The organism is Rothia sp. HMSC061D12, assembly GCF_001836735.1.
In the GTDB taxonomy this organism is placed as follows: domain Bacteria; phylum Actinomycetota; class Actinomycetes; order Actinomycetales; family Micrococcaceae; genus Rothia.
In genome coordinates this window covers 622,567-645,270 of sequence record NZ_KV830305.1, presented here as the reverse complement: position 1 = coordinate 645,270, position 22,704 = coordinate 622,567, and the positions used below count along the sequence as shown (strand labels likewise).

The following is a 22,704-nucleotide window of genomic DNA, read 5'->3' as shown; positions in this document are numbered from 1 at the left end:
GTTCATGAGTGGGGAAGCGGGGTGTTCCTTTCATACAATGGAAATATGACTATTCTGAATGTAATCGCAACCTCGCACGGCACCGACTCGGTCGCCGGCCGCGAGGCTATCACGCTGATTCGTGAGCAGATTAAGTTCTTGCTCGCCCAGCGTAACGACGGCGTGGAGTACCGTGTCCACGCCGCATATGTGGATGTGGAATCTCCCAGCGTTGATGATGCCGCAGCCTCCCTGCCCAATGATGAGCCCTGCGTGATCGTGCCGATTCTGCTGTCGACCGGTTTCCACACTCAGGTGGATTTGCGTCGTGCCGCACGCAATAGCGGTATTGAGCGTATTAGCATTGGTGAGTCGCTGGGACCGGATGCGCGCCTTGCTGCTCTGACTCGCGCTCGCCTGGAGGAAATTGGCTGGACTCCCGGCGATGGCCCTGTCGTTCAGGGTGCTGCGGGTTCTTCTCGTGCTGATGGTCGCGCGGATATGAGCCGTGCGGCTGAGATGCTGGCTGAGGAGCTGCACGTTCCGGTGCATCACGGTTTCGTTGCCGCGATTGATCCGAAGTTCCACGAGGTGGTTGCCGAGCATCAGCCTAAGTTTGCTGCGACCTACCTGCTGGCGGAGGGTTTCTTCTCCGGTAAGATGCGCCGTGACGCTGAGTCGACCGGTGTGCCGGTGAAGGTTGCCGCACCGCTGGTGAACGCGCAGGGCGGCGCTTCTGCTGCCGTGGTGGCGGAGTGCTTTATTGACCGCATGGATGCGGCTATTGCGCAGCTGGATGCCGCCTAGCGAATCAGGTTTGCGGTGCGTGTAGAGGCGCTCGCAAGGCTGAAAATGTTTATACAAAAAACCTCGGGACTGTTACGTCCCGAGGTTTTTGTGTTGCTGTCTTTGAGAGAGAAGTGTTGAGCGTTTAGGCGGTCTTGAGGTAGACGTCGCCGTCGCGGACCTCTACGGGGTAGACCTTGATGGAGTAGGAGGGGTCAGAGACGCACTCGCCGGTGGTCAGGTCGTAGACCTCCTTATAGAGGGGGGAGGTGATGGTGGGGTTGCCGTTCTTCTCGCCGACGATGCCGCGTGCGAGGACCAGTGCCTGGCTGTGCGGGTCGAGGTGGTCGCTGGCGAAGATGCCGTGCTTGGTCTTGTAGATCGCGTACTGGTAGCCGTCGACCAGGGCGACTTCACCCCAGTTTTCTTCGAGGTCAGATTCGGCGCAGATGCGTACCCAGTTCTCAGCCATGGGGGTTTCCTTTCGAAGCGGTGGTCTGCGCCGCGCGGGTGCAGGACACAATAACGGTTCGTGTGTTCTTTGTTTGGAGTTTACCTTATGAAACCCACATTTGGAAATGGGGCACGCGGAGGGTGCTAAAGGTTATTTTTACCCTAAAAAGACAATCTCAAATTTCATAGATTAGCCTTACCTAAATTAAGTTTAGGTAAGGTAAGAATACCCTATTTCAGCCCGGTATTCCGCGGATTTTTTGGAAAATTTTCCCAAAAAATACGAATTTTCGATACTTCGACCCCGCGCTAGAGTGTACGATAAAAGTCGTAGTTTAAAACGCCTTTTGACTGCCTGAAGAAAACAACATAATCCCACACAAAAATGTTTCGTAATTTTCAGATGCATTCTAAAGAAGCGGGCGCTCCAACTACTCGGTACGCATCAGGTACGAGCCCAACGGTACGGAAACTAGGAGTTCCAACGCCAGGCACGCCACAGCCGCGTACTGAGAGTAGACAAGTGCCATGAACTACCTGCATTACAACTAGGAAGGAAAATCCATGTCGCACACCCCCCGCAACATTCTCGTTGTCGGCGCAGGCCCCGCTGCGTGGCGTTTTGTACGCGCGTACCACGAAGGCGCTGAAGCTGCCGGTCGCGCAGCGGACACCATCACCGTCCTCAACGATGAGCCCTACATCCCCTACGACCGCGTTGCTATCGAGAAGATTTTCAAGGACACCGAGAAGGACCTGACCCTCGGTGACCCCGAACTGTGGAATGCAGAGAACATCAACCTGGTCAACAACTGCCACGCAGAGAAGCTTGACCGCACCCGCCGCGTCGTCACCGACACCGAGGGCAACGAGTACCCCTACGACGTGCTGGTCTTCGCAACCGGTTCCCGCGCGGTTCGTATCCCCATTCTTAACTCGGACGCCGCACACGTCTTCCGCACCATTGACGACGTGAAGAACATGGTCTCCGAGGTCAATCGCCTGCAGGACACCCTCGGCCGCGCACCCCGCGGTATTGTCGTCGGTGGCGGTCTGCTCGGCCTCGAAGCAGCTGAGGGTCTGAAGGACCTGGGCGCAGAGCCCACCATTCTGGATGTGGCTCCCTGGCTGCTTTCCGTTGAGGTTGACCAGGGTGGCGGTTACGCCGTGAACGCCCAGATTAAGGCAACTGGCATTGAGATTGAGACCGGCGTGTACATCTCCGGCATCAACAAGGATGCTGACGGCAACGTCGTCTCCGTCTCCATCGCAGATTCTCCCTCCGAGGATGCAGAAATCCGCACCCTGCCCGCCGACATGGTGGTCTTCGGTGCCGGTATTCGCCCCAACGACGAGCTGGCACGCGACGCCGACCTGGCACTGGGCGAGCGCGGCGGTATTCTCGTCAACGACGCATGCCACTCCTCCGACGAGCACATTTGGGCTATCGGTGAGGTCGCCTGCGTACTGGGCCGCACCTGGGGTCTGGTCGCACCGGCTAACGCTATGGCTGACGCTGTGGCAGCTAACCTGCTCAACGACAACGAAGAAGCTCAGGTTGAAGAGTTCGACATCGCAACCAAGCTGAAGTTCTCCGGCGTTCAGGTTGCCGGCTTCGGTGATCGCCGAGGTACCACCGAGGGTTGCCTCGAGGTTCTGTTCGCAGACCCCGCACGCGGCATGTACCAGAAGATCGTGACCAGCGGCGACGCAAAGACCCTGCTCGGTGGCGTGTTCGTCGGTGACACCGCTCCCTTCGACTCCCTGAAGCCCCTGCTCGGTCGCGAACTGCCCGCTGAGCCGAACGTCTACCTGACCGCAGCTGGCGGCGGCGACGGCATCCCCGACACCGAACTGCCCGACGACGCAATCCTGTGTTCCTGCAACAACATCAGCTTCGGCGCTGTCCGCGAGGCTATCGTTGACGGCAACCACGATGTTGCATCGCTGAAGTCCTGCACCACCGCGGGTACCCAGTGTGGTTCCTGTGTCCCGATGCTGCAGAAGACTTTGGAACAGCAGATGAAGAAGATGGGTCTGACCGTCTCCAAGGCACTGTGTGAGCACTTCGACTTCTCCCGTGCTGAGCTGGCTGAGGCTGTGCGCCTGACCAGCCTGGATGACTTCGACTCCGTGCTGGCACGCTTCGGCCGCGGTGGCGACGGCTGTGCTATCTGTAAGCCGACCGTTGCATCGATTCTCTCCTCCTTCCGCAACTCCTACGTCCTGGACGCAGGCCGCGGTGGTATTCAGGAGACCAACGACCGCGCACTGGCGAACATGCAGAAGAACGGTACCTACTCCGTCGTTCCGCGTATTCCTGCAGGTGAGATTCCCGCTAAGAAGCTGGGTGTTATTGCAGAGGTCGCTGACGAGTTCGGCCTGTACGTGAAGATCACCGGTGCACAGCGTATCGGTATGTTCGGTGCTCGCCTGGAGCAGCTGCCCTACATTTGGGAGCGCCTGGTGGATGCCGGCTTCGAGTCCGGTCAGGCATACGGTAAGTCCCTGCGTAACGTGAAGTCCTGCATGGGTTCGACCTGGTGCCGCTTCGGTGTTCAGGACTCTACCGGCATGGCAGTCCAGCTCGAGAACCGTTACCGCGGCCTGCGTTCCCCGCACAAGTTCAAGTTCGGTGTTTCCGGCTGTAACCGTGAATGTGCTGAGGCACAGGGCAAGGACGTTGGTCTGATTGCAACCACCAACGGCTGGAACCTGTACCTGGGCGGTAACGGTGGTGCAAACCCCGCTCACGGTCGCCTCTTCGTCAAGGACGCTTCCAGCGAGGACATCATCCGCTACATCGACCGTTACCTGATGTACTACATCCGTACCGCAGACAAGCTGCAGCGTACCGCTCGCTGGCTTGAGGACCTGGATGAGGAGCACGGCGACGGTCTGGCACACCTGCAGTCCGTCCTCATTGAGGACTCCCTGGGCGTGTGCGAGGACCTGGAGCGCGACATGCAGCGTCACGTCGACTCCTACGAGGACGAGTGGGCAGCAACCCTGCGCGACGAGCGTCGCCTGCGCCGCTTCCGCGCCTTCATCAACGAGCCCAACGGCAGCGACGAAGGTTCGCACCTGTACGTGCTGGAGCGCGAGCAGATTCGCCCCGCAACCCCCGAGGAGATTGCGGCGGCAGAAGCTGGCGAGTCCGACACCGTCCTGCTGACCGGTGCCAAGATTCCCGTGGGTAAGCCCAGTGACCTCAACCCGGTCCCGGCAGCGTAGTATGTGCCCGAAGATTCCTCCGTTCCCGCCCCGCGAGTTCGCCACTATTGACGAGGTGCTCGCGGGCGGGGCGCCCGGGCGCAGCCTGGACGATAGCGTGACGGAACGCGGCATTCTTCTGCCCGGCGAGCCTGCTGAGAACCCCGGCAAGGTCTACATTGTGGGTGGCGGCCCCGGTGCCGCTGACCTGCTGACCCTGCGTGCGGCGCGTGCCCTGAGCGAGGCGGACGTGGTCCTTCTGGATCACCTCGCCCCGCAGGAGTACGGCGAGTACGCGCCGAACGCCCTCATCGTTGATGTGGGCAAGGTTCCCGGTAAGCACGCTGTTCCGCAGTCCCGCATTCAGCAGCTCATGATTGATTACGCGCTCTCGGGTAAGACCGTGGTGCGTTTGAAGGGCGGCGACCCGTACGTGTACGGTCGCGGCGCTGAAGAGCTGGATGCGTGCATCGCCGCTGGCCTGGAGGCCGAGGTTATCCCCGGCATTACCAGCGCTATTGCGGTTCCTGCGCGTGCGGCGATTCCGGTGACCCTGCGTAAGGTGTCCTCGATTTTCACCGTCATTTCTGGTCACTCCGGCCTGTCGGAGACCGAAGTTTCGGCGGTTGAGGCGACCCTGCGTGCACAGGGCACTGTGGTGCTGCTGATGGGCGTTCGCACTCTGCCCGATACGGTGGCGTCTCTGCTCTCTCGTGGGATTGAGGCTGACACGCCGCTGGCAACCATCGAGAACGGTTTCTCGGAGAAGGAGCGTGTGACTGTCACGACCCTTGAGAACGCTCAGGTGGATTGCGCATCGGTTAAGGCACCGGCTATTACCGTCATCGGTGAGGTCGTGCATTATGCTCGCGATAATCAGAACCGCTTTGTGAGCGAGGTTCACGAGCGTCTGCGTGAGCGTTCCACCTCCTAGAAGGCGGCGCGCCAGGTAGCTATGCGCTAGATAGTCCAGCTACGCGCCAGATAGTATTGCACAGCCCCGCATCCTTGGTTTTCCTAGTTGCCAAGGAGCGGGGCTGTTGCTGTGCCTGCTGGTATTGCTGTGCTGTAGTTGCCACCTGCCGGGCGCTGAGGCGCTCGCTGGCGCAGTAGCGGGGGAGCGCTGCGGTACAGAAGCACAGGAACATACGAAAGCGGGGCGGGTATCAGTTGATACCCGCCCCGCTTTCATCAGGGGCGCTGCGCTCAAATCCTAATCTTGGAGCTTAGAATCTCAGAGCCTAGACCTTGAAATCGCTGCTGCTACCGGAGCTAGAGCCACCGGAGCTACCGGAGCCGCCACTGCTGGACTTGCTTGCCGAAGCCGATGAGGAGGGACCCTCAAAGACCTGGCGGAATCGGTCGCTGTACTCCGACACGAAGTACTCGCGGCTAGTCACGCGCCACTTGCCCTCGGCGTACACCACGTAAATCACGACATCCAGGGTGCTTGCCTTCTGAACCTCACCGGTACCCTTCTGGTAGATGGTGTATTCCTTGACAACATCCCGGCAGGGGAACGCCACAACAGCCAAATCGGAAGAGGCAAGAGCCTTCGCATCCTTGTCGTCACGGATGCTCAGCTTGCTCTCGTAGTCCTTAGTCCAACCGCCCGCAGCGTAGAGCTTGGCAATAGCCTTCAGGTTGTTGACCAGACCGCTGTCAGCGCCGTGGACCAGACCCTTGAGGTACTGCAAATCGCCGCTGTACATCGCGGCAATGTACGCGCTCTGGTAAGCAGCCAGGGTCTTGTAGGCGCCCTCGAGGCTGACGGTACGCTGAGCCACCGTATCAATGACCGGAATCGGGACGTTCTTCGCGGGGGAGGTGTCGGTCGGCTCAACATAGTGTGCAATGGCGGGCTTGTACTCGTACTTGACGTCGCCAATGTACTTCTTATAGTCCTTCAAGAACTCGTCGGACGGAATAATCTTCGAGCTGTTACGGCTTGACGAGGACGAAGACGAAGCAGAAGCGGAAGCCGAGGCAGACTCAGAAGGCGAAGCGGACGCAGACGCCGAGGGGGAGGCGGAGGCGCTCGGGGAACCGGAGAAAGTATCACCGGTACCGGTGGGGCGAATATCCTTGTTGAAAGCGCATCCTGCTAGAGCCAAAGCACCGGCGGTCAGGCCGCCCAAGAGCGCGGCGCGGCGGGTCAACATGTTTCGGTCGTTAGCAGAGGGGCTGGTGTGTGCACTCGGCCGGAAGGACATGGTATCTCCTGAAAGTGGTTGATCGAGGTAACTCGCGACGCTGCGATGCGTACGAGAGACTCTTCCTCATCGTTTTGTATGGTGCGCGGTACAGGGGGGTACCGGGATACGAGTGTGCCGAAGCGTGAACTGCGGCGGTATGAAGTATCCGCTTTTAACTATAGAAGACTGGTTTTAAAACTTCGTCAAAAAACCCTGGACATTGTCTTTAAAACACAATAACCCAAAGTCGGTGAGGTGCTGAGGGGGCGCCTTCACGACTTTGGGCTAGTGCGTATGAAATTAATGAAACGGGGCTAGTTTAGACTGTGCCGGAATTATGCCCCTGCGGATTTAGACCTTAGTGGAATCGCGGCCCGAAGAACCACTAGAACCAGCGGAACTGGAACCTCCGGAACTAGAAGAATCGGAAGAGCCCTTGCCGCCGTTCAGACGCTCGTTCAGATAGTCGTTGCCGATTCGCCACCACTTACCCTCGGTGTAGAGCATCACGTGCGGAATGGCTACCTGAGTAATCGCCGGTATCTTGCGTTCGGAGCCGTCCGGCTGATGGATGGCGGTGGCAGAATACTTGGCGTCTATCATGATTTCTACGTAGCCGTCACCGTTCTTCAGGGCGGTTCGAGGCTCCGTATTCCGCATGGAAATGCTGCACGTGAAGTCCATGTACCAGCCGTTCTGCTCATACAGTTCCTTGACCGCCTTGACCTCGTCGATGGCGCTCTTGTCTGCCGGGTAGGTCAGCTCAATCGCCTGATCTGCATAGCGGCCATCCTTGAGTGCGGTGATCTGGGCGCTGTAGTAGGCACGCAAAGTCTCGTAGGCGCCCTGGAAGGTCGGTTCCTCACGGTGCGGAACGGTTTTGAGGGGCTTGGGTACGTTCTTCGCCGGGGAAGAATCCGTTGCGGGCTGGTACTCACCCATGTATTCGCCGGTCAGCTTCAGGGGGCCGGGGTACTTTTCCCAACCCTCGACGAGCGCGTCCTTAGATACGGGTACGCGTGCCGCGCTGGATGGGCTGCTCTTAGCGCTTGCCGAAGCGGTCGCCGAAGCAGACGGTGAAGCAGATGCCGAACCAGACGCAGAAGACGAAGCGGTCGCGCTCGCAGAAGGGGAGGGTGAGCCGATTTTAGCCTTCGCCTCTTCGCTGAGCGGGCGAATATCGGAGGCGCAACCAGCCATGAGGGTTGCCACACCACCGAGCAGTAGGGCGCGGCGGCTGACAAGGCGGGAAGCGGCAGAATGGGTGCTCGAAGAGCGGGTAGGCGAGAGCATCGGTGAACTCCTTGAATTATGCCGAGGCGGGCTCGGGGCGCCCGGCGGCGGGCGCGTGGTTGTATGGCGTGTTGGGCGAGGTCGTGAAAGGGGGTGAAACTTCGGGCAAATGCCGCGGTTTCAGTCCACATCCGGAAGTGACCTCGGGTGCGTACATGCTGCTGGTAGAGCGAACGGATACGCGGTGAACTCATCGTTGAGACTGCTATGTTCACACCCCGGTGAGAGGGCAGATGCTATCGAATCGTCATTGATGTGTTGCACGATTCATTTTAGACTATTTTGAACTCAAAATGCATGAAAATACACCTTAGTAATCTCTGTGAGTCTATGGATCACTCAAGATATCAATCACTGTAAAGTATTGCGGCTACACCCTGTTAGTGAGGAGCTGTTTGATGGAGGCAACTGTTCCGTGAGAGGGTTGCGTGCATGTTGAGCTAAGTGATTTCAATCATATTTATGACTTGGAAAATGAAAGAGCTGCGCCTCAGTGTTTCCAAGGGTGGGGGAGAGGAGGGTGGTTGGCTCAACCTTCTGGTCGTAAGAAAGTCTTCAAAAGCCCAGAAGAAATACCCGATTCAACAAGGGGAAACCCGCTCAACAATTCCCAAATATGCACTCTATTCACCCGCTATGCATTGCTGAATCATTCAGAAAAACCGGTTCCCACACGGGGTGTTGAAGGGATGAAAACGTGCAGGGGTGAATATCTAGTGGAATTACATCGGTGTTCACCCTATATCTTGTGGTTGCACTGACTGCAATCCCATGGGCTCCCACGAAAAAATCGAAACCCACTTAAAGCAACACCGGGGGAATGTAAAAACATACATCCTTAAACACGCCCGAGCGTGGGGTGAGGCAAGACCCCTTAAGCCCCCTACTTGCTCTAAATATCGCCGAACGAAGAACCATTCTGTTTTGTGTCCCCGGCATCGGCGCATCTGAATAGTACTGTTCAAACCCACACCCCGCGGGGTTGCATACAGGCACAAAAGCCACATAAACTATTAGTGTTTGCAACGACCCGGCCATCACCGGCGAGCAATTCGGAAGAACGGACCGCACCTGCGGGCACCCGCCAATCGCTGCGGCGAGGGTGTCTTAGCGGAAGAGATGTAGTCCCAGTAGAACCGGACGGTTAAGCCCGATATAGCTGTAATAAGCGACTGATACCCGCCCAACGCGCCGCTCTTCCGGTGGCTAGGTATCGCGGACACGCGACGCCACGTAGCCCCGGGAGGGTTCGGTGCGTTGAGCTGTTAAATCAGTAAGCAAGGTGGTACCGCGCCGCATCCCGACCCCCGGCACAACCCGGCAAGTCAGCGATGCCCAGGCGTCCTTGCACCCGTCATGTCAATCCTCACCCGCTGAAACGGTGCGGACGACGAGTGCTACGTACCCTGTCGCCCCAACCTCTCAGCGTTGAGAACAACAGATAAGGGCGCACAAACACATGTCCCATGTTTACCCCAAGGCGAGCGCCTTCGAAGCCGCAGGAAGCGGCGTCACCGCATCGCCCAAGTTCCCCGCACTCGAAGAGGCAGTCCTCGACTACTGGAAGAAGGACAACACCTTCTCCGCATCCGTTGAGAACCGCCCCGCAGGCGAAAACGGTGAGAACGAGTTCGTCTTCTACGACGGCCCTCCCTTCGCCAACGGCCTGCCCCACTACGGCCACCTGCTCACCGGCTACGCCAAGGACCTCGTCGCCCGCTACCAGACCCAGCGCGGCCACAAGGTCGAGCGTCGCTTCGGTTGGGACACCCACGGCCTGCCCGCAGAACTCGAGGCAATGAAGCAGCTCGGCATGACCGACAAGCGCGAAATCCTCGAAATGGGCATCGACAACTTCAACGACGCTGCCCGCGCATCCGTGCTTAAGTACACCAACGAGTGGGAAAAGTACGTCACCCGCCAGGCGCGCTGGGTCGACTTCGAAAACGACTACAAGACCCTGAACGTCGAGTACATGGAGTCCGTCATCTGGGCATTCAAGCGCCTCTACGACAAGGGCCTGACCTACCAGGGCTTCCGCGTGCTGCCCTACTGCTGGAAGGACGAGACCCCCCTCTCCAACCACGAGCTGCGCATGGACGACGACGTGTACAAGGACCGCCAGGACCAGACCGTCACCGTCGCATTCCGCCTCACCGCAGACACCGCCCTCGGTGCTGACGAGAAGGTCGCCGCAGAACTCGACGGCGTCGAAGCACTCGCATGGACCACCACCCCCTGGACCCTGCCCACCAACCAGGCGCTCGCAGTCGGACCCGAGATTGAATACTCCGTCGTACCCGGCGCAGGCAAGTTCGAGGGCCGCTCCTTCCTGATCGCCTCCGACCTGCTCGGCTCCTACGCTAAGGACCTCGGCTACGAAGGCGACCAGCCCGAAAAGGACGCAGACGCAGCCGTCACCGCACGCTACACCGGCTCCCAGCTCGAGCACGTGCGCTACACCCCGCTGTGGGACTACTTCGCAGACGCCGAAAAGTGGGGCACCGAAACCTCCTGGCAGATCCTCGTCGCCGACTACGTCACCACCGGTGACGGTACCGGTATCGTCCACCAGGCACCCGCCTACGGTGAAGACGACCAGAAGGTCTGTGAAGGCTACGGCATCCCCGTGATCCTCTCCCTCGACGAAGGCGCAAAGTTCCTGAACCTTTTCGCCGAGCCCACCGCCTCCGGCTCTACCGCTCTGGCTGAGATTGCAGGCGTGCAGGCATTCGATGCGAACCGCACCATCATCAACGCCCTCAAGGCAGACGATGTGCTGATCCGCGAGAAGTCCTACGTGCACTCCTACCCGCACTGCTGGCGCTGCCGCACCCCGCTCATCTACCGTGCAATCACCTCCTGGTACGTGAAGGTCACCGACTTCAAGGACCGCATGTACGAGCTGAACAAGCAGATCAACTGGATCCCGGAAAACGTGAAGTACGGCCAGTTCGGCAAGTGGGTTGAGAACGCACGCGACTGGTCCATCTCCCGTAACCGCTTCTGGGGCTCCCCGATCCCCGTGTGGGTTTCGGACGACCCGAACTACCCGCGCATGGACGTGTACGGCTCCCTCGAAGAGCTCAAGGCAGACTTCGGCCGCCTGCCCCTGAACAAGGACGGCGAACCCGACCTGCACCGCCCGTACATTGACGAGCTGACCCGCCCGAACCCGGACGACCCGACCGGCAAGTCCACCATGCGCCGCGTGGAAGACGTGCTCGACGTCTGGTTCGACTCCGGCTCCATGCCCTACGCACAGGTGCACTACCCCTTCGAGAACCAGGAATGGTTCGAGAACCACTACCCGGCAGACTTCATCGTCGAGTACATCGGTCAGACCCGCGGCTGGTTCTACGTGCTGCACGTACTGGCGACCGCGCTCTTCGACCGCCCCGCGTTCAAGAACGTCATCAGCCACGGTATTGTGCTCGGCTCGGACGGTCAGAAGATGTCCAAGTCCCTGCGTAACTACCCGGACGTCTCCGAGGTTCTCGACCGCGACGGCTCCGACGCGATGCGTTGGTTCCTGATGTCGTCCCCGATTCTGCGCGGCGGCAACCTGATCGTGACCGAGCAGGGCATCCGTGAGGGTGTTCGCCAGGTCATGCTGCCGCTGTGGAACGTCTACCACTTCTTCGCCCTGTACGCTAACGCCGCTAACAACGGCGAAGGCTACAGCGCAAAGCTCAAGTACGACTCGCAGCACGTGATGGACCGCTTCATCCTCGGCAAGACCCGCGAACTCATCGAGCAGGTCACCGTAGCGATGGACTCCTACGACATCTGGAACGCTTGCGAATCCCTGCGCCAGTACGCCGACGCACTGACCAACTGGTACGTGCGCCGCTCCCGCGAGCGCTTCTTCAACGAAGACACCGACGCATTCGACACCCTCTACACCGCACTGGTGACCGTGTCGAAGGTCGCCGCGTCCCTGCTGCCGCTCAGCAGCGAGGAAATCTACCGCGGCCTCACCGGTGAACGCTCCGTGCACCTGGCTGACTGGCCCGAGGCATCCGCTTTCGCTGACGAGTCCGACCTGCTGGCTCTCATGCAGACCGTGCGTGAGGTCTGCTCCGCCGGTTCGGCACTGCGCAAGGAAAAGAAGATCCGCGTGCGCCAGCCGCTGCAGAAGATGACCGTGGCGATCGCACCCGAGCAGTTCGCAGCCCTGGGTACCGCTTTCGGTGAGAAGGGCGCGGAGTACTTCGCGAACATCGTCGAGGACGAGCTGAACCTGCGCCAGGTGGAGCTGGTCAGCGCCGATACCGTCGACCCCGCTGACTACGGCATCTCCCAGCAGCTGAAGGTCAACGCACGTGCGGCAGGTCCGCGCCTGGGCAAGCAGGTGCAGGTTGCCATTAAGGCATCCAAGTCCGGTGACTGGACCGTGACCGAGGACGGTACCGTCCTGGTCGGCGTGGCAGCTCTGGACGGCGGCCTGGCTCTGGAAGAAGGCGAATACGAGCTGGCAACCGTGGTTGCCGCTGACGCTGAGGGTGCTGAGCACACTGCGGCTGCGGTTCTGCCCGGCGGCTTCCTGGTCCTCAACATTGAGCTGACCGACGAGCTGGTTGCCGAGGGTATCGCCCGCGACACCATCCGCGCTATTCAGCAGGCACGTAAGGACGCCGACCTGAACGTTGCGGACCGCATCAACCTGAGCATCGCGGCACCGGAGGAAACTCTGGCAGCTCTGCGCACCAACGAAGCACTGGTGACCGGCGAAACCCTCGCCGTGTCCCTGCAGCTGAGCGAAGCAGCCGAGCTGAGCATTAGCGTAGCCAAGGCATAAAACGCCTGAACCGTACGGCCGTCCCGCCCCCTTGATTGGGCGGGGCGGCCCGTCGTCTATCCCGCCGCACGGTTATTCCGCCGCACGGTGGGCCCCTGCCGGCACCGGCCGGCTATCCCAGTGAGGAGAACAATGAGCGAGAAGAATTACCCCGCAATTCCCGACCCCGAGGGCGTGGAGCGGGTCTACGGTGAACTGCTGGCGCGAGCACCCGAAAACAAGATGGCGCCGCGCCTGGACGCCGTGGCGCGCGCCGTCGAAATCCTCGGCGACGTGCACCGTGCCGCGCCGGTCATCCACATCACCGGCACGAACGGCAAGACCAGCACCGCCCGTATGATTGAGGCGCTGCTGCTCGGCCACGACCTGCGCGTGGGCCGCTTTACCAGCCCGCACCTCGAAAGCGTCACAGAGCGTATCTGCATTAACGGCGCACCCGTACCGGACGCCACCTTCGTGCGTATTTGGGACGAAATCGCCCCCTACCTGCAGATTGTGGACGCGGAGATGACCTCCCGCGGCGAGCCCGCCCTGACCTTCTTCGAGTCCGTTACCGTACTCGCCTTCGCGATTTTCGCGGATGAGCCGGTGGATGTGGTGGTGCTCGAGGTTGGCATCGGCGGCACTTGGGACTCCACGAACGTTGCCGACGGCGTGGTTTCCGTGGTCACCCCGATTGGTCTGGACCACACCGACATGCTCGGCGAAACCCTCGCCGAAATTGCAACCGAAAAGTCCGGCATTATCAAGCCCGGCGGCTTCCTGGTTTCTGCGGCGCAGGATCCCGAAGCGGCGGATGTACTGCTCGCCTCCGCCCGCGAGAAGGACGCATCCTTCGCCTTTGAGGGCGTGGAGTTCGGCGTGGTCTCCCGTGAGCTTGCGGTCGGCGGTCAGCTGCTGACCCTGCGCGGCCTGGCGGGGGAGTACCCGGACGTGCCGCTGTCCCTGCACGGTGCGCATCAGGCGCAGAACGCCGTGGTGGCTCTTGCCGCCGTGGAGGCGTTCTTCGGCGGTCACCGTCAGCTGCCCGAGGACGTCGTGCGTGCCGCGTTTGAGACGGTGCGCTCGCCGGGTCGCCTGGAGGTTGTGCGTACCGAGCCGCTGACCATCCTGGACGCGGGCCACAACCCGCACGGTGTGCGTGCTTCCGCGACCGCGCTGACCGAGGCGTTCAAGCTGTCGCACCTGCACGCGGTGGTCGGCATCCTGGGCGAGAAGGATGCCCTGGGCATGTTCGAGACCATGCGCGAAGAGTATGTTGACGCTTCCGACGGCACCTTCCGCCTGTACCTTGCGGCGTCGGATTCGCCGCGTGCGATTGCCCCGGAGCGCCTGCACGAGCTCGCCCTGGATGCTGGCATTGATGAAGACTCAATCGAGGTGTTCGAGCACCTGGATGAGGCGATTGCCACCGCCATGGAGAACGCTCTCTTCGAGCAGGAGTCGGCGGGCGTGCTGATTACCGGTTCGATTACGGTCATCGGTGAGGCGCGTACCCTGCTCGCTGCGCATGAGCAGGCGAAGACCCCCGGCGCTGAGGCTGAGGAGCTGCCGGATGAGCTGCCCGCCGAGGCTGGCCTGTACGCCGGTTCTGCGGGCGCGGCGTCGGCTTCGACTCTGGCTGCCGCGGCCGCTGAGGCTGCTGCCGCCGAGCCGGATGAGCTGCTGAACGACATCATGGCCGAGTTGGGTGGCGAGTCTGCGCCGGGTTCTTCGCTGGAGGACTCGCTGGGCCTGCCGCTGGGTGATTCGTACACCGATGATTTCTTCGGTGACGATGACTCCGAAGACGAATAAAGCCCACTGAGGTTATTGATGAGAAAGCGGGGCGCCGCTCTCCGGTTGGTTTTACTGGGCTAGTATTACCGGCTGGGGGAGCGGTGCCCCGCTTTTTCGCACCCAGCCTTTTTGTGCCTCCGCCTTTCTGTCTTTTGCCTCTGCCCTCGCGCTCCCACTCGAACCCCACTTGAACCCACGTTCCCTCACGCGTTCCCAGGGGCTCTCACGCAACCCCAATCGCCCGATTTTTTTCGGCATACCCCACCCCCACCCACCCAAAAATCGAAAATAACGAAAATTTTTGGGCACCGAGCACACAAAACCGGGCGCGCCTCCACGACACGGTGCTATATTCACTGAGGCGCCGGCCCCAACGTTCGAGGCCGCACCAACACACCCGCACACATACGCATACCAGCGACGGTATGCCACATAGCGAAAGGCACCCATCATGCCCGCACCCTTCACCGATTTGATTGGCACCGATTCATTCACCGAGTCCCTGCGCCAGGAGAACATTGCCACCTGGCTGTCCGCCACGAATCACCGCTTTGTTGCTGAGCTTTTTGACGGCTCGATTGCCCCGCAGGTCATGGCGGGCTACCTGGTGCAGGACTACCGCTTCCTGGACACGTTCCTCGCCCTGATTGGTGGCGCTATCGCCAACGCTGACACTCTTGCGGGCCGCCTGCGCCTGGCACAGTTCGCGGGCGAAATTGCCGGTGACGAGAACACCTACTTCCTGCGCTGCTTTGAGACTCTGGGCGTGACCGAGCATCAGCGTGAATCCATGCCCGACACGGAGGCGACCACCGGCTTCAAGCGCCTCTTCCTGGATGCGGCGGCAAGCGGCAGCTACGCGGCGATCCTGTCGGTGCTGGTGGTTTGCGAGGGCCTGTACCTGGATTGGGCGTCGAAGGCTCCCGCCAAGCGCCCCGATTCTTTTGTGCACCACGAGTGGATTAGCCTGCACGACTACCCGGAGTTCCGTGAACTGGTTGATTTCCTGCGCCGCGAACTGGACCGTGTGGGCCCGTCGGATGCGCAGCGTGCCCGCGAGTTCTTTAGCCGCGCGGTGGAGCTGGAGCAGCTGTTCTTTGACGAGTCGTACACCCACCCGCTGCCCTAAGTAATACCCTTGATGAAACCCCCGGAAGGTTCCGCCCGCCGCTGAGTTGCGGGCGCCTCCCGGGGGTTTTGCGTGCTGAAGAGGCCCTGAAGGCGACCCGATAGCTCCCCGAAGGCGCCCCGAAAACGCCCTGAAAACGCGCCCATCTGCGTAAAATAGCACGTCATAAAACGGAACATTTAGGCTGATGGCGTGCCATTTGGTGGTGTGAGAAGCTAGGATAAATGAGGTACTGCTTCCGGGGTGCTGGCTATGCCGCGCCGGTAAGTACCACCGTAAAACACTATCTAAAGGAGTCGTATGAGTACCGCCGCATCGAGTACTACCGAGCCCAACCACGCTGAAAAAGAAGCGCAGCACGGGCACGCGGGAACCCGGGGCCGCTACTCAGACCGACAGCTCGGATTCTGGCTGGTTGGCGCCGGCCTGATTGCACTCATTTCTTCAGCGATTCTGGTGTATGAGCGCCTGCAGATTTACATTGATGCCGGCCACTCCACGGTCTGCGATATCAACGCTCTGCTCAGCTGTGGTACGGTGATGCGCACCCCGCAGGCGGAAGCTTTCGGCTTCCCGAACCCGTTCATCGGCCTGGTGGGCTTCTCGATTGTGGTAACTATCGGCGCCGCGATGATGGCGGGTGCACAGTTCAAGAAGTGGTTCTGGGTGTGCATGAACATTGGTTTGGCTGCGGCGACCGCGTTCATCATGTGGCTGTGGTATCAGACGACGTTCCAGATCAACGCCCTGTGCCTGTTCTGCATGATCGTGTGGGTTATGACCATCACGCTTTTTGTGAAGACCACGGTCCGCAATATTTCGGCGGGTGTTATCCCGGCGTCGCAGTCGATGCGTGAGAGTGCTCGCGGTTGGTCCTGGTTTGCGATTAGCCTGTGGTTGATCCTGATTTTCGGCATTATTGTGATCCGCTTCTTCGAGGTCATTGTGAATATGATGCGCTAAGCGTTCATCTCTGAGCTTGGTTTGAGGGTTGATACCCCGAACACGCAACGCCCCGGTACCTGTTGGTGCCGGGGCGTTGCTGTGTCTGCGGGCGGGTGAGGTTGCGCTGGGCTGGGGTGCCGGGCTGGCTGCGTGGGCTTAGTTGTGCTGGCCTAGCCGTTCTGGGGTACCGGGTAGTGGGGGAGGCGCCGGTGACTTTGCCGGTGGCAGTCAGCGGGGAGGCGGCGCGGGTGCGTATAATGGTCAGGTATATTCTTGAGCGGCATCAGTCGGAGCCGTCCGCGGGGTTCACCTGCGGCGTTGACTGCCTGCCGTTCTGCTGGACACTAGATTCTTGATACCCCTTCGAGGAGAACCGTGAAGACTGCCGGAATTGCCGCAATGGGCGTTGCTGCTGTTATTTTTCTGACTGCCCTGCTGTTGCTGACCGCCGGTCACTTCTCGCTGCTGTGGGTGATTCTGCTGGTGGTTTCTCCGTTCGTTTTCATTCTGGGCGTTCCGTTCGCGACCGGTTCCGGTCCGGAGTACCTGCCGACCGACCCGAAGCTTGCTCAGCAGGCTCGTGAGGCGCGCGATGCGGAGCTGGGCCTGGACTAGCCCCTCCTCTGAAAGTTTTTTGAAGCCGGGTGGTGCGTAGTGGCACGCCCGGCTTTGCTGTACCCGCCATGCGCCCGCCGTAGTGTACCTGCCGCAATGTGCCCGCACAATAACACCTGCTGTAATGTGCCCCGCGCATCATGCCGGGAAATGGAGCCCGGATAGGATGGGCGGGGTGGCTTAGAGGTACCCTCTACCGGGTATAATGGAACACGGTGTCTTGTGCGCCCCGCACGCGCATGAAGATTCCCACCAACGCATCGAGGGAGAGTACCCGATGAGCGCCGGCTATAAGCCGCGGAGCATAACTGTCGCACCGCGCGGGCCGCCCGCCTCGGCGAAGAAACCCGAAGACCGGCAGGGCACCCAGGAAGGGTGTGAGCGTGCCGTGCTCGAGAGCGAGGTGGCTGTGACCGTCGCGGCGCGCTCTGCGTTCCGCCCGCTCGCCCCCTACGGCTGAGGCACTGAATGAGATAGTGCTCGACTGAAGCGCCGATGAACGCGCACCGTAGGGTGAGGCTTGAGCCGCGGTGGCAGCAACTAGGCTTTGCGCTGTATGCGCGCTGTTAAAATCCTTGCGGTGCGGAGCAGGGTGTAACGAAAGAAGATTAATGTCTGACGAGAAGAACGTCGAACTTGGGGTTTTTGAGGCGCTGAACGCCCTCGCGGAGGAGAAGAACGCCTCTGCAGAGACCCGTGAAACTCTGCGTAAGAATGTTCGTGAGAGCTCTGACGCCCAGCAGGGTACTGAGCGCCGCCGTCCGGGTCGCCCGAAGAAGGAGAAGGCTCCTGAGGTTCCCCTGGATGAGGCGATTGCTGCTGGCCTGACCAACCTGCGTAACGCGAAGGCTAAGCATGCACCGGCACCGAAGGTTGCCGCTCCTGTTGCGTCTGAGACCGAGGTTGCTTCTACTCTGGATAGCCTGTTTGAGGCTGCTGAGAAGAAGGCGGCTGAGCCTGCTGTTGAGGAGAAGACCGCTAAGGTCGAGACCGTCGAGAAGACCGCGAAGGTGGAGGAAGTTGTTGCCCCCGCCGCTGAGTCTGCTGAGCCCGCTGCTGCTGAGCCCGCTGCCGAGCCTGCCGTTGAGGTGAAGGAAGAGACCGCCAAGGTTGAGGTCGTAACCCCCGCAAAGGCTGAGAAGGCTGAGACTGAGAAGGCTGAAGCTCCCGCTGAAGAGCCTGCCGCTGAGCAGCCCGCCGAGGCTGCTGCAGCTGCTGAGGAGCCCGCCGCAGAAGAGTCTGCAGAGGAGCCCGCAGCTGAGGAGCCCGAAGTAGCTCCCGAACCCGTCAAGACCATTAGCGACCTGCAGCGCGAGAAGCTGCAGGAGCTGCGCTCGCGTACCCCCATGGGTGCGATGCCGCTGTTCATGGCACCCGAGCCGGAGGAGCTGAGCGAGCTCGCTGTTGCCGCCAAGCTGGAGCGTGAAGCACGCCGCGCCGCTGCCGAGGAGCAGAAGCGTAAGGAGCGCATGGAGCGCCGCCGTGAGGAGGCTGCCGCTGAGGCTGAGGTGACGAGCCACCGTCGCCGTCGCCGTCGCCGCGGTACCGAAGATATTGAGATTGAGGGCGGCGTTGATGACGACGTTGAGACCGTCACCAAGGTGCGTGCGCCGCGCCTGGCTGACTCTCACGCGTCCAACACTGTGACCGGTGTGCGCGGTTCTACCCGCCTGGAGGCGAAGCGTGTGCGCCGCCGCGAGTCCCGTTCCCTGGGTCGCCGCCGCCATATCGTGACCGAGGCTGAGTTCCTGGCTCGCCGCGAGTCCGTGGACCGTCAGATGCTGGTTCGTCAGAAGGACGGCCGCATCCAGATTGGTGTGCTTGAGGACGGCGTGCTGGCTGAGCACTTCGTGTCTAAGACCCAGCAGGATTCCCTGATTGGCAACGTGTACCTGGGTAAGGTTCAGAACGTTCTGCCGTCTATGGAAGCCGCGTTCGTTGACATTGGCCGCGGCCGCAACGCTGTGCTGTACGCGGGCGAGGTCAACTGGGATGTTACCGGTCTGGACGGTGCGCCCCGCAAGATTGAGAACGCCCTGAAGCCCGGCGATTCGGTGCTGGTGCAGGTCACCAAGGACCCGATTGGTCACAAGGGTGCCCGCCTGACCAGCCAGGTTTCCCTGCCCGGTCGCTTCCTGGTGTACGTGCCGGGTGGTTCGATGACCGGTATTTCCCGCAAACTGCCCGACACCGAGCGTGCTCGCTTGAAGAAGATTCTGAAGGACAAGCTGCCCGAGGGCGCTGGCGTGATTGTTCGTACCGCGGCGGAGGGTGCTTCTGAGGAGGAGCTGACCCACGACATTAACCGTCTGCGTGCGCAGTGGGAAGAGATTCAGGAGAAGGCTAACTCCCGCAAGGTGCTGGCTCCGGAGATGCTCTACCAGGAGCCCGACCTGATGATTAAGACCGTGCGTGACGTCTTCAACGAGGACTTCACCGCGATGATCGTTCAGGGCGAGAACGCGTGGGATTCCATCGAGGCATACGTGACGTACGTGGCGCCGGACCTGGTTTCCCGTCTGCAGCAGTGGGATTCCGCGGATGACCTCTTCGACCACTACCGCATTAACGAGCAGCTGGCGAAGGCACTGGACCGTAAGGTGTACCTGCCTTCGGGTGGTTCGCTGGTGATTGACCGCACCGAAGCCATGACCGTGGTGGACGTGAACACCGGCAAGTTCACTGGTAGCGGCGGCAACCTGGAGGAGACCGTCACCAAGAACAACCTGGAAGCTGCTGAGGAGATTGTCCGTCAGCTGCGTCTGCGCGACATCGGCGGCATTATCGTCATTGACTTCATTGACATGGTGCTTGAGTCGAACCGCGACCTGGTTCTGCGTCGCCTGATTGAGTGCCTGGGCCGTGACCGCACCAAGCACCAGGTGGCTGAGGTGACCTCGCTGGGTCTGGTTCAGATGACCCGTAAGCGTCTGGGTACCGGTCTGCTTGAGGTCTTCTCGGAGCCCTGTGAGCAGTGCGCTGGCCGCGGCCTGATTGTGCACGATCAGCCGCTGAGCGGTCGTAGCGGTGGCGCGTCGGATTACATCCACCGTCACGAGCGTAATGACCGTAAGCGTGCCCGTGCGGCTGCCCGCGAGGATTCTCGTGACCAGCAGAAGCAGGACGCCCTGGAGTCGAAGAAGGCTGAGCGCCGTAACGCTATGGCTGCGGTGGCTGCCGCATCCGCTCAGGCTGATGAGGCTTCGGAGGAGACCACTTCGACCCGTAAGAAGCGTAAGCGTCGCAAGCGTTCGCGCCGCGCGGAGACCGCTGAGCTGTCTCTGGAGCAGGAGATTCAGGGTATTGCCGAGGCTGCCAGCGAGCAGGCTCACGCGGAGGTTGCTCAGCGTGAGGACAAGGTCGCTGAGGTGACCGGCGGTAACTGGATTGGCGAGCAGGGCGGTTTCTCCCTGGAGCAGCTGGCGAGCGCGTTTGACCGCGTGGAGGAGTCCGCTGAGGATTCCTCGAATGGTTCTGACCAGGAGCGTTCGGAGGACCGTTCGGAGGAGCGTCGTTCGTCCAAGCGTGGCGAGAAGAAGTCTACTCGTAACCGCCAGCGCCGCGAGCTGACCAATGCGGATATTGCCGCTGTGGAGGATTCCGGTGCGGGTGCGCTGGAGGACGAGCACCACGTTGACCCGGAGCTCGACCCGCGCTTTAGCCGCTCTTCGGATCGTTTCGAGGCGATTCGCGCTGGCGAGGCGAAGGCTCGTGCTTCTCAGAAGGCTGGCCGTCTTGCCCGCACCGAGGGTGAGTCGTTCCGTTCGGGCCGTGAGGATCGTGCGGCGAAGCGTCAGAACCGCGAGCAGCAGAACGCTGAGGCAACCTCCGAGAAGGCTCAGGAGTCCAAGCGTGTTGAGCGTGAGGACCTGCGCATTGAGGATGTCCGCGAGACTCCGCGTGCGTCCCGCCGCCGTGCTCGTCGTGCCGCTGATGAGAAGCGTGCCGAGAAGGCTGCTGAGCAGAGCGTGGCAACTGAGCAGAATGTGGCATCTGAGCAGGCACCCGCAAAGGGTGATAAAGTTGAGAAGTCTGCGAAGGCTGAGTCTCGCCCGGTCGTGACCGGCGTGATTGGTGCTCCGGCTGTGACCGGTGTGATCGGTTCGGCTCCTGCCGCAGTTGAGGCTGAGGCTCCGGTTGAGGAGGCTCAGAAGCCTGCGGCTCAGAAGCCTGCGGCTCAGGTGCCGGGTTCAACCCCGCGTAAGCGTCGCACTCGCCGTGCGGCGTCGAGCGCTGGTGCTGGTGCTAAGGTAGTAACTGTTGACGCTTCCGAGCGTGCTGAGGGTTCCGTGGTTGCTTCCGCTTCTGTTGCGGATGTGGCTCCGGTGGCTGATGACGCTTCGGCTCCTGTCTTGTTCGGCATTGGCGTTGCCGCTGCCGATATTAAGCGTGAAGGTAAGGACGATTAGTCTTTAGCTTCCGATCATCGGAATTCCGATGGTGTGTATGTTGCGCCCCGGCGGGGTGGAGTAATCCACCTCGCCGGGGTTTTTATGCCCGGTCTACCTGCGGTGTATCTGCCGGGGTTGAGTAGTATCACGTGCCGACTTCGTGCGTTCCGAAAATTTATCTATTGCGCGGCGCGTAGATCATGCCGTATCCTTAAGGACTGGTGTTTATCTCAGTGAAGCCCTATCGACGCAGGGCCAGCGGGAGACACCGCTCCCACCCGCATCGTCTTCGGCGCGGTCGAGTATTCGGCTGAGGTTGGAACGTGCGGGAGAGAGACACCACCGGTGAGCCTCGCGTGTTGGCTTCGGCGGGCAATCCCGTCGGAACGCACGGGCCGTTCCTCCTTGTTCGCGGTCATTTGATTGGCGGGGGAGGGCGCACAGCAATGAAAGCGCAGGCTGCTCATTCGTGTGAGATTCAAGAAGCAAGTTGTCGAGAAAAGTGAGTCCCATAGTGGCATACGCGATTGTACGCGCTGGCGGCCGCCAGGAGAAGGTTTCCGTAGGCGACCTCGTTACCCTTGACCGTGTTGCAGGCGAGCCCGGCAGCACCATCGAGCTGCCCGTGCTGCTGCTCGTCGACGGTGACAAGGTCACCGCTGACGCAAAGTCCCTGGCTTCCGCCAAGGTTGTTGCTGAGAAGGTTGAGGACCTGCGCGGTCCGAAGATCGTTATTCAGAAGTACAAGAACAAGACCGGTTACAAGAAGCGTCAGGGCTTCCGCGCCGAGCTGACCACCGTCAAGATTACCGCTATCAACGCGTAATTAAGACGACCGGAATTCAACCCTAAGGTAGGAATACAGAATGGCACACAAGAAGGGCGCAAGCTCCACCCGTAACGGCCGTGACTCGAACCCCCAGTACCTCGGTGTTAAGCGCTACGGCGGCCAGTCCGTCAACGCAGGCGAGATTCTCGTTCGCCAGCGCGGCACCCACTTCCACCCCGGCCTGAACGTTGGCCGCGGTGGCGACGACACCCTGTTCGCTCTGGCAGCAGGCACCGTCGAATTCGGTACCCGCAAGGGCCGCAAGGTCGTTAACATCCTGGCAGCAGCTGAGTAAT

Annotated in this window: 14 protein-coding genes; 11 read left to right on the top strand and 3 right to left on the bottom strand. The window is 60.8% G+C overall.

Annotation, left to right across the window (positions count from 1 at the left end; genetic code table 11):
* Positions 1-45: 45 nt before the first annotated feature.
* Positions 46-786 (top strand): sirohydrochlorin chelatase, encoded by a 741-nt coding sequence (locus HMPREF2682_RS02455; RefSeq protein ID WP_239663415.1) that lies wholly within the window; start codon positions 46-48, stop codon positions 784-786.
* A 124-nt stretch (positions 787-910) separates the two neighbouring features.
* On the opposite strand, the gene nirD is transcribed toward HMPREF2682_RS02455, so the two are convergent.
* Positions 911-1,237 (bottom strand): nitrite reductase small subunit NirD, encoded by a 327-nt coding sequence (gene nirD / locus HMPREF2682_RS02450; protein ID WP_049350096.1) that lies wholly within the window; start codon positions 1,235-1,237, stop codon positions 911-913.
* Positions 1,238-1,782: 545 nt separating this feature from the next.
* On the opposite strand from nirD, the gene nirB reads away from it, so the two are divergent.
* Entirely contained in the window at positions 1,783-4,452 is a 2,670-nt protein-coding gene (nirB, locus tag HMPREF2682_RS02445; protein ID WP_070831074.1) for a nitrite reductase large subunit NirB, read from the top strand.
* 1 nt (position 4,453) lies between these two features.
* Entirely contained in the window at positions 4,454-5,365 is a 912-nt protein-coding gene (gene cobA / locus HMPREF2682_RS02440; RefSeq protein WP_070690667.1) for a uroporphyrinogen-III C-methyltransferase, read from the top strand.
* 307 nt (positions 5,366-5,672) lie between these two features.
* Here cobA and HMPREF2682_RS02435 read toward each other — a convergent pair whose 3' ends face one another.
* Positions 5,673-6,644, bottom strand: a complete 972-nt coding sequence (locus tag HMPREF2682_RS02435) for a DUF6318 family protein (RefSeq protein WP_070831071.1) — start codon at positions 6,642-6,644, stop codon at positions 5,673-5,675.
* Between the two features lie 333 nt (positions 6,645-6,977).
* On the bottom strand, positions 6,978-7,919 hold the full coding sequence (locus tag HMPREF2682_RS02430; protein WP_070831067.1) for a DUF6318 family protein: 942 nt from the start codon (positions 7,917-7,919) through the stop codon (positions 6,978-6,980).
* Between the two features lie 1,459 nt (positions 7,920-9,378).
* On the opposite strand from HMPREF2682_RS02430, the gene ileS reads away from it, so the two are divergent.
* The 8 genes from ileS to rpmA all read left to right on the top strand — a co-directional run bounded on the left by ileS (position 9,379) and on the right by rpmA (position 22,703).
* Positions 9,379-12,720 carry an isoleucine--tRNA ligase gene (gene ileS, locus HMPREF2682_RS02425; protein ID WP_070831064.1) on the top strand — a complete coding sequence of 1,114 codons (3,342 nt, stop codon included), beginning with the start codon at positions 9,379-9,381 and terminating at the stop codon, positions 12,718-12,720.
* A 132-nt stretch (positions 12,721-12,852) separates the two neighbouring features.
* A complete protein-coding gene (locus tag HMPREF2682_RS02420; RefSeq protein WP_070831061.1) occupies positions 12,853-14,517 on the top strand; it encodes a bifunctional folylpolyglutamate synthase/dihydrofolate synthase in 1,665 nt (554 codons plus the stop codon).
* Between the two features lie 433 nt (positions 14,518-14,950).
* Positions 14,951-15,628, top strand: a complete 678-nt coding sequence (locus HMPREF2682_RS02415; RefSeq protein WP_070831058.1) for a TenA family protein — start codon at positions 14,951-14,953, stop codon at positions 15,626-15,628.
* Between the two features lie 300 nt (positions 15,629-15,928).
* Positions 15,929-16,591, top strand: coding sequence for a vitamin K epoxide reductase family protein (locus tag HMPREF2682_RS02410; protein ID WP_070831055.1), 663 nt, complete (start codon positions 15,929-15,931; stop codon positions 16,589-16,591).
* 357 nt (positions 16,592-16,948) lie between these two features.
* Positions 16,949-17,188, top strand: a complete 240-nt coding sequence (locus HMPREF2682_RS02405) for a nucleoside-diphosphate sugar epimerase (RefSeq protein WP_070635093.1) — start codon at positions 16,949-16,951, stop codon at positions 17,186-17,188.
* 611 nt (positions 17,189-17,799) lie between these two features.
* On the top strand, positions 17,800-21,597 hold the full coding sequence (locus tag HMPREF2682_RS02395; RefSeq protein ID WP_070831049.1) for an Rne/Rng family ribonuclease: 3,798 nt from the start codon (positions 17,800-17,802) through the stop codon (positions 21,595-21,597).
* A 496-nt stretch (positions 21,598-22,093) separates the two neighbouring features.
* Positions 22,094-22,405: a 50S ribosomal protein L21 gene (gene rplU / locus HMPREF2682_RS02390; protein WP_005505764.1), complete on the top strand. Its 312-nt coding sequence runs from the start codon at positions 22,094-22,096 to the stop codon at positions 22,403-22,405.
* Positions 22,406-22,445: 40 nt separating this feature from the next.
* Positions 22,446-22,703: a 50S ribosomal protein L27 gene (gene rpmA, locus HMPREF2682_RS02385; RefSeq protein ID WP_005505766.1), complete on the top strand. Its 258-nt coding sequence runs from the start codon at positions 22,446-22,448 to the stop codon at positions 22,701-22,703.
* Position 22,704: the final 1 nt, after the last annotated feature.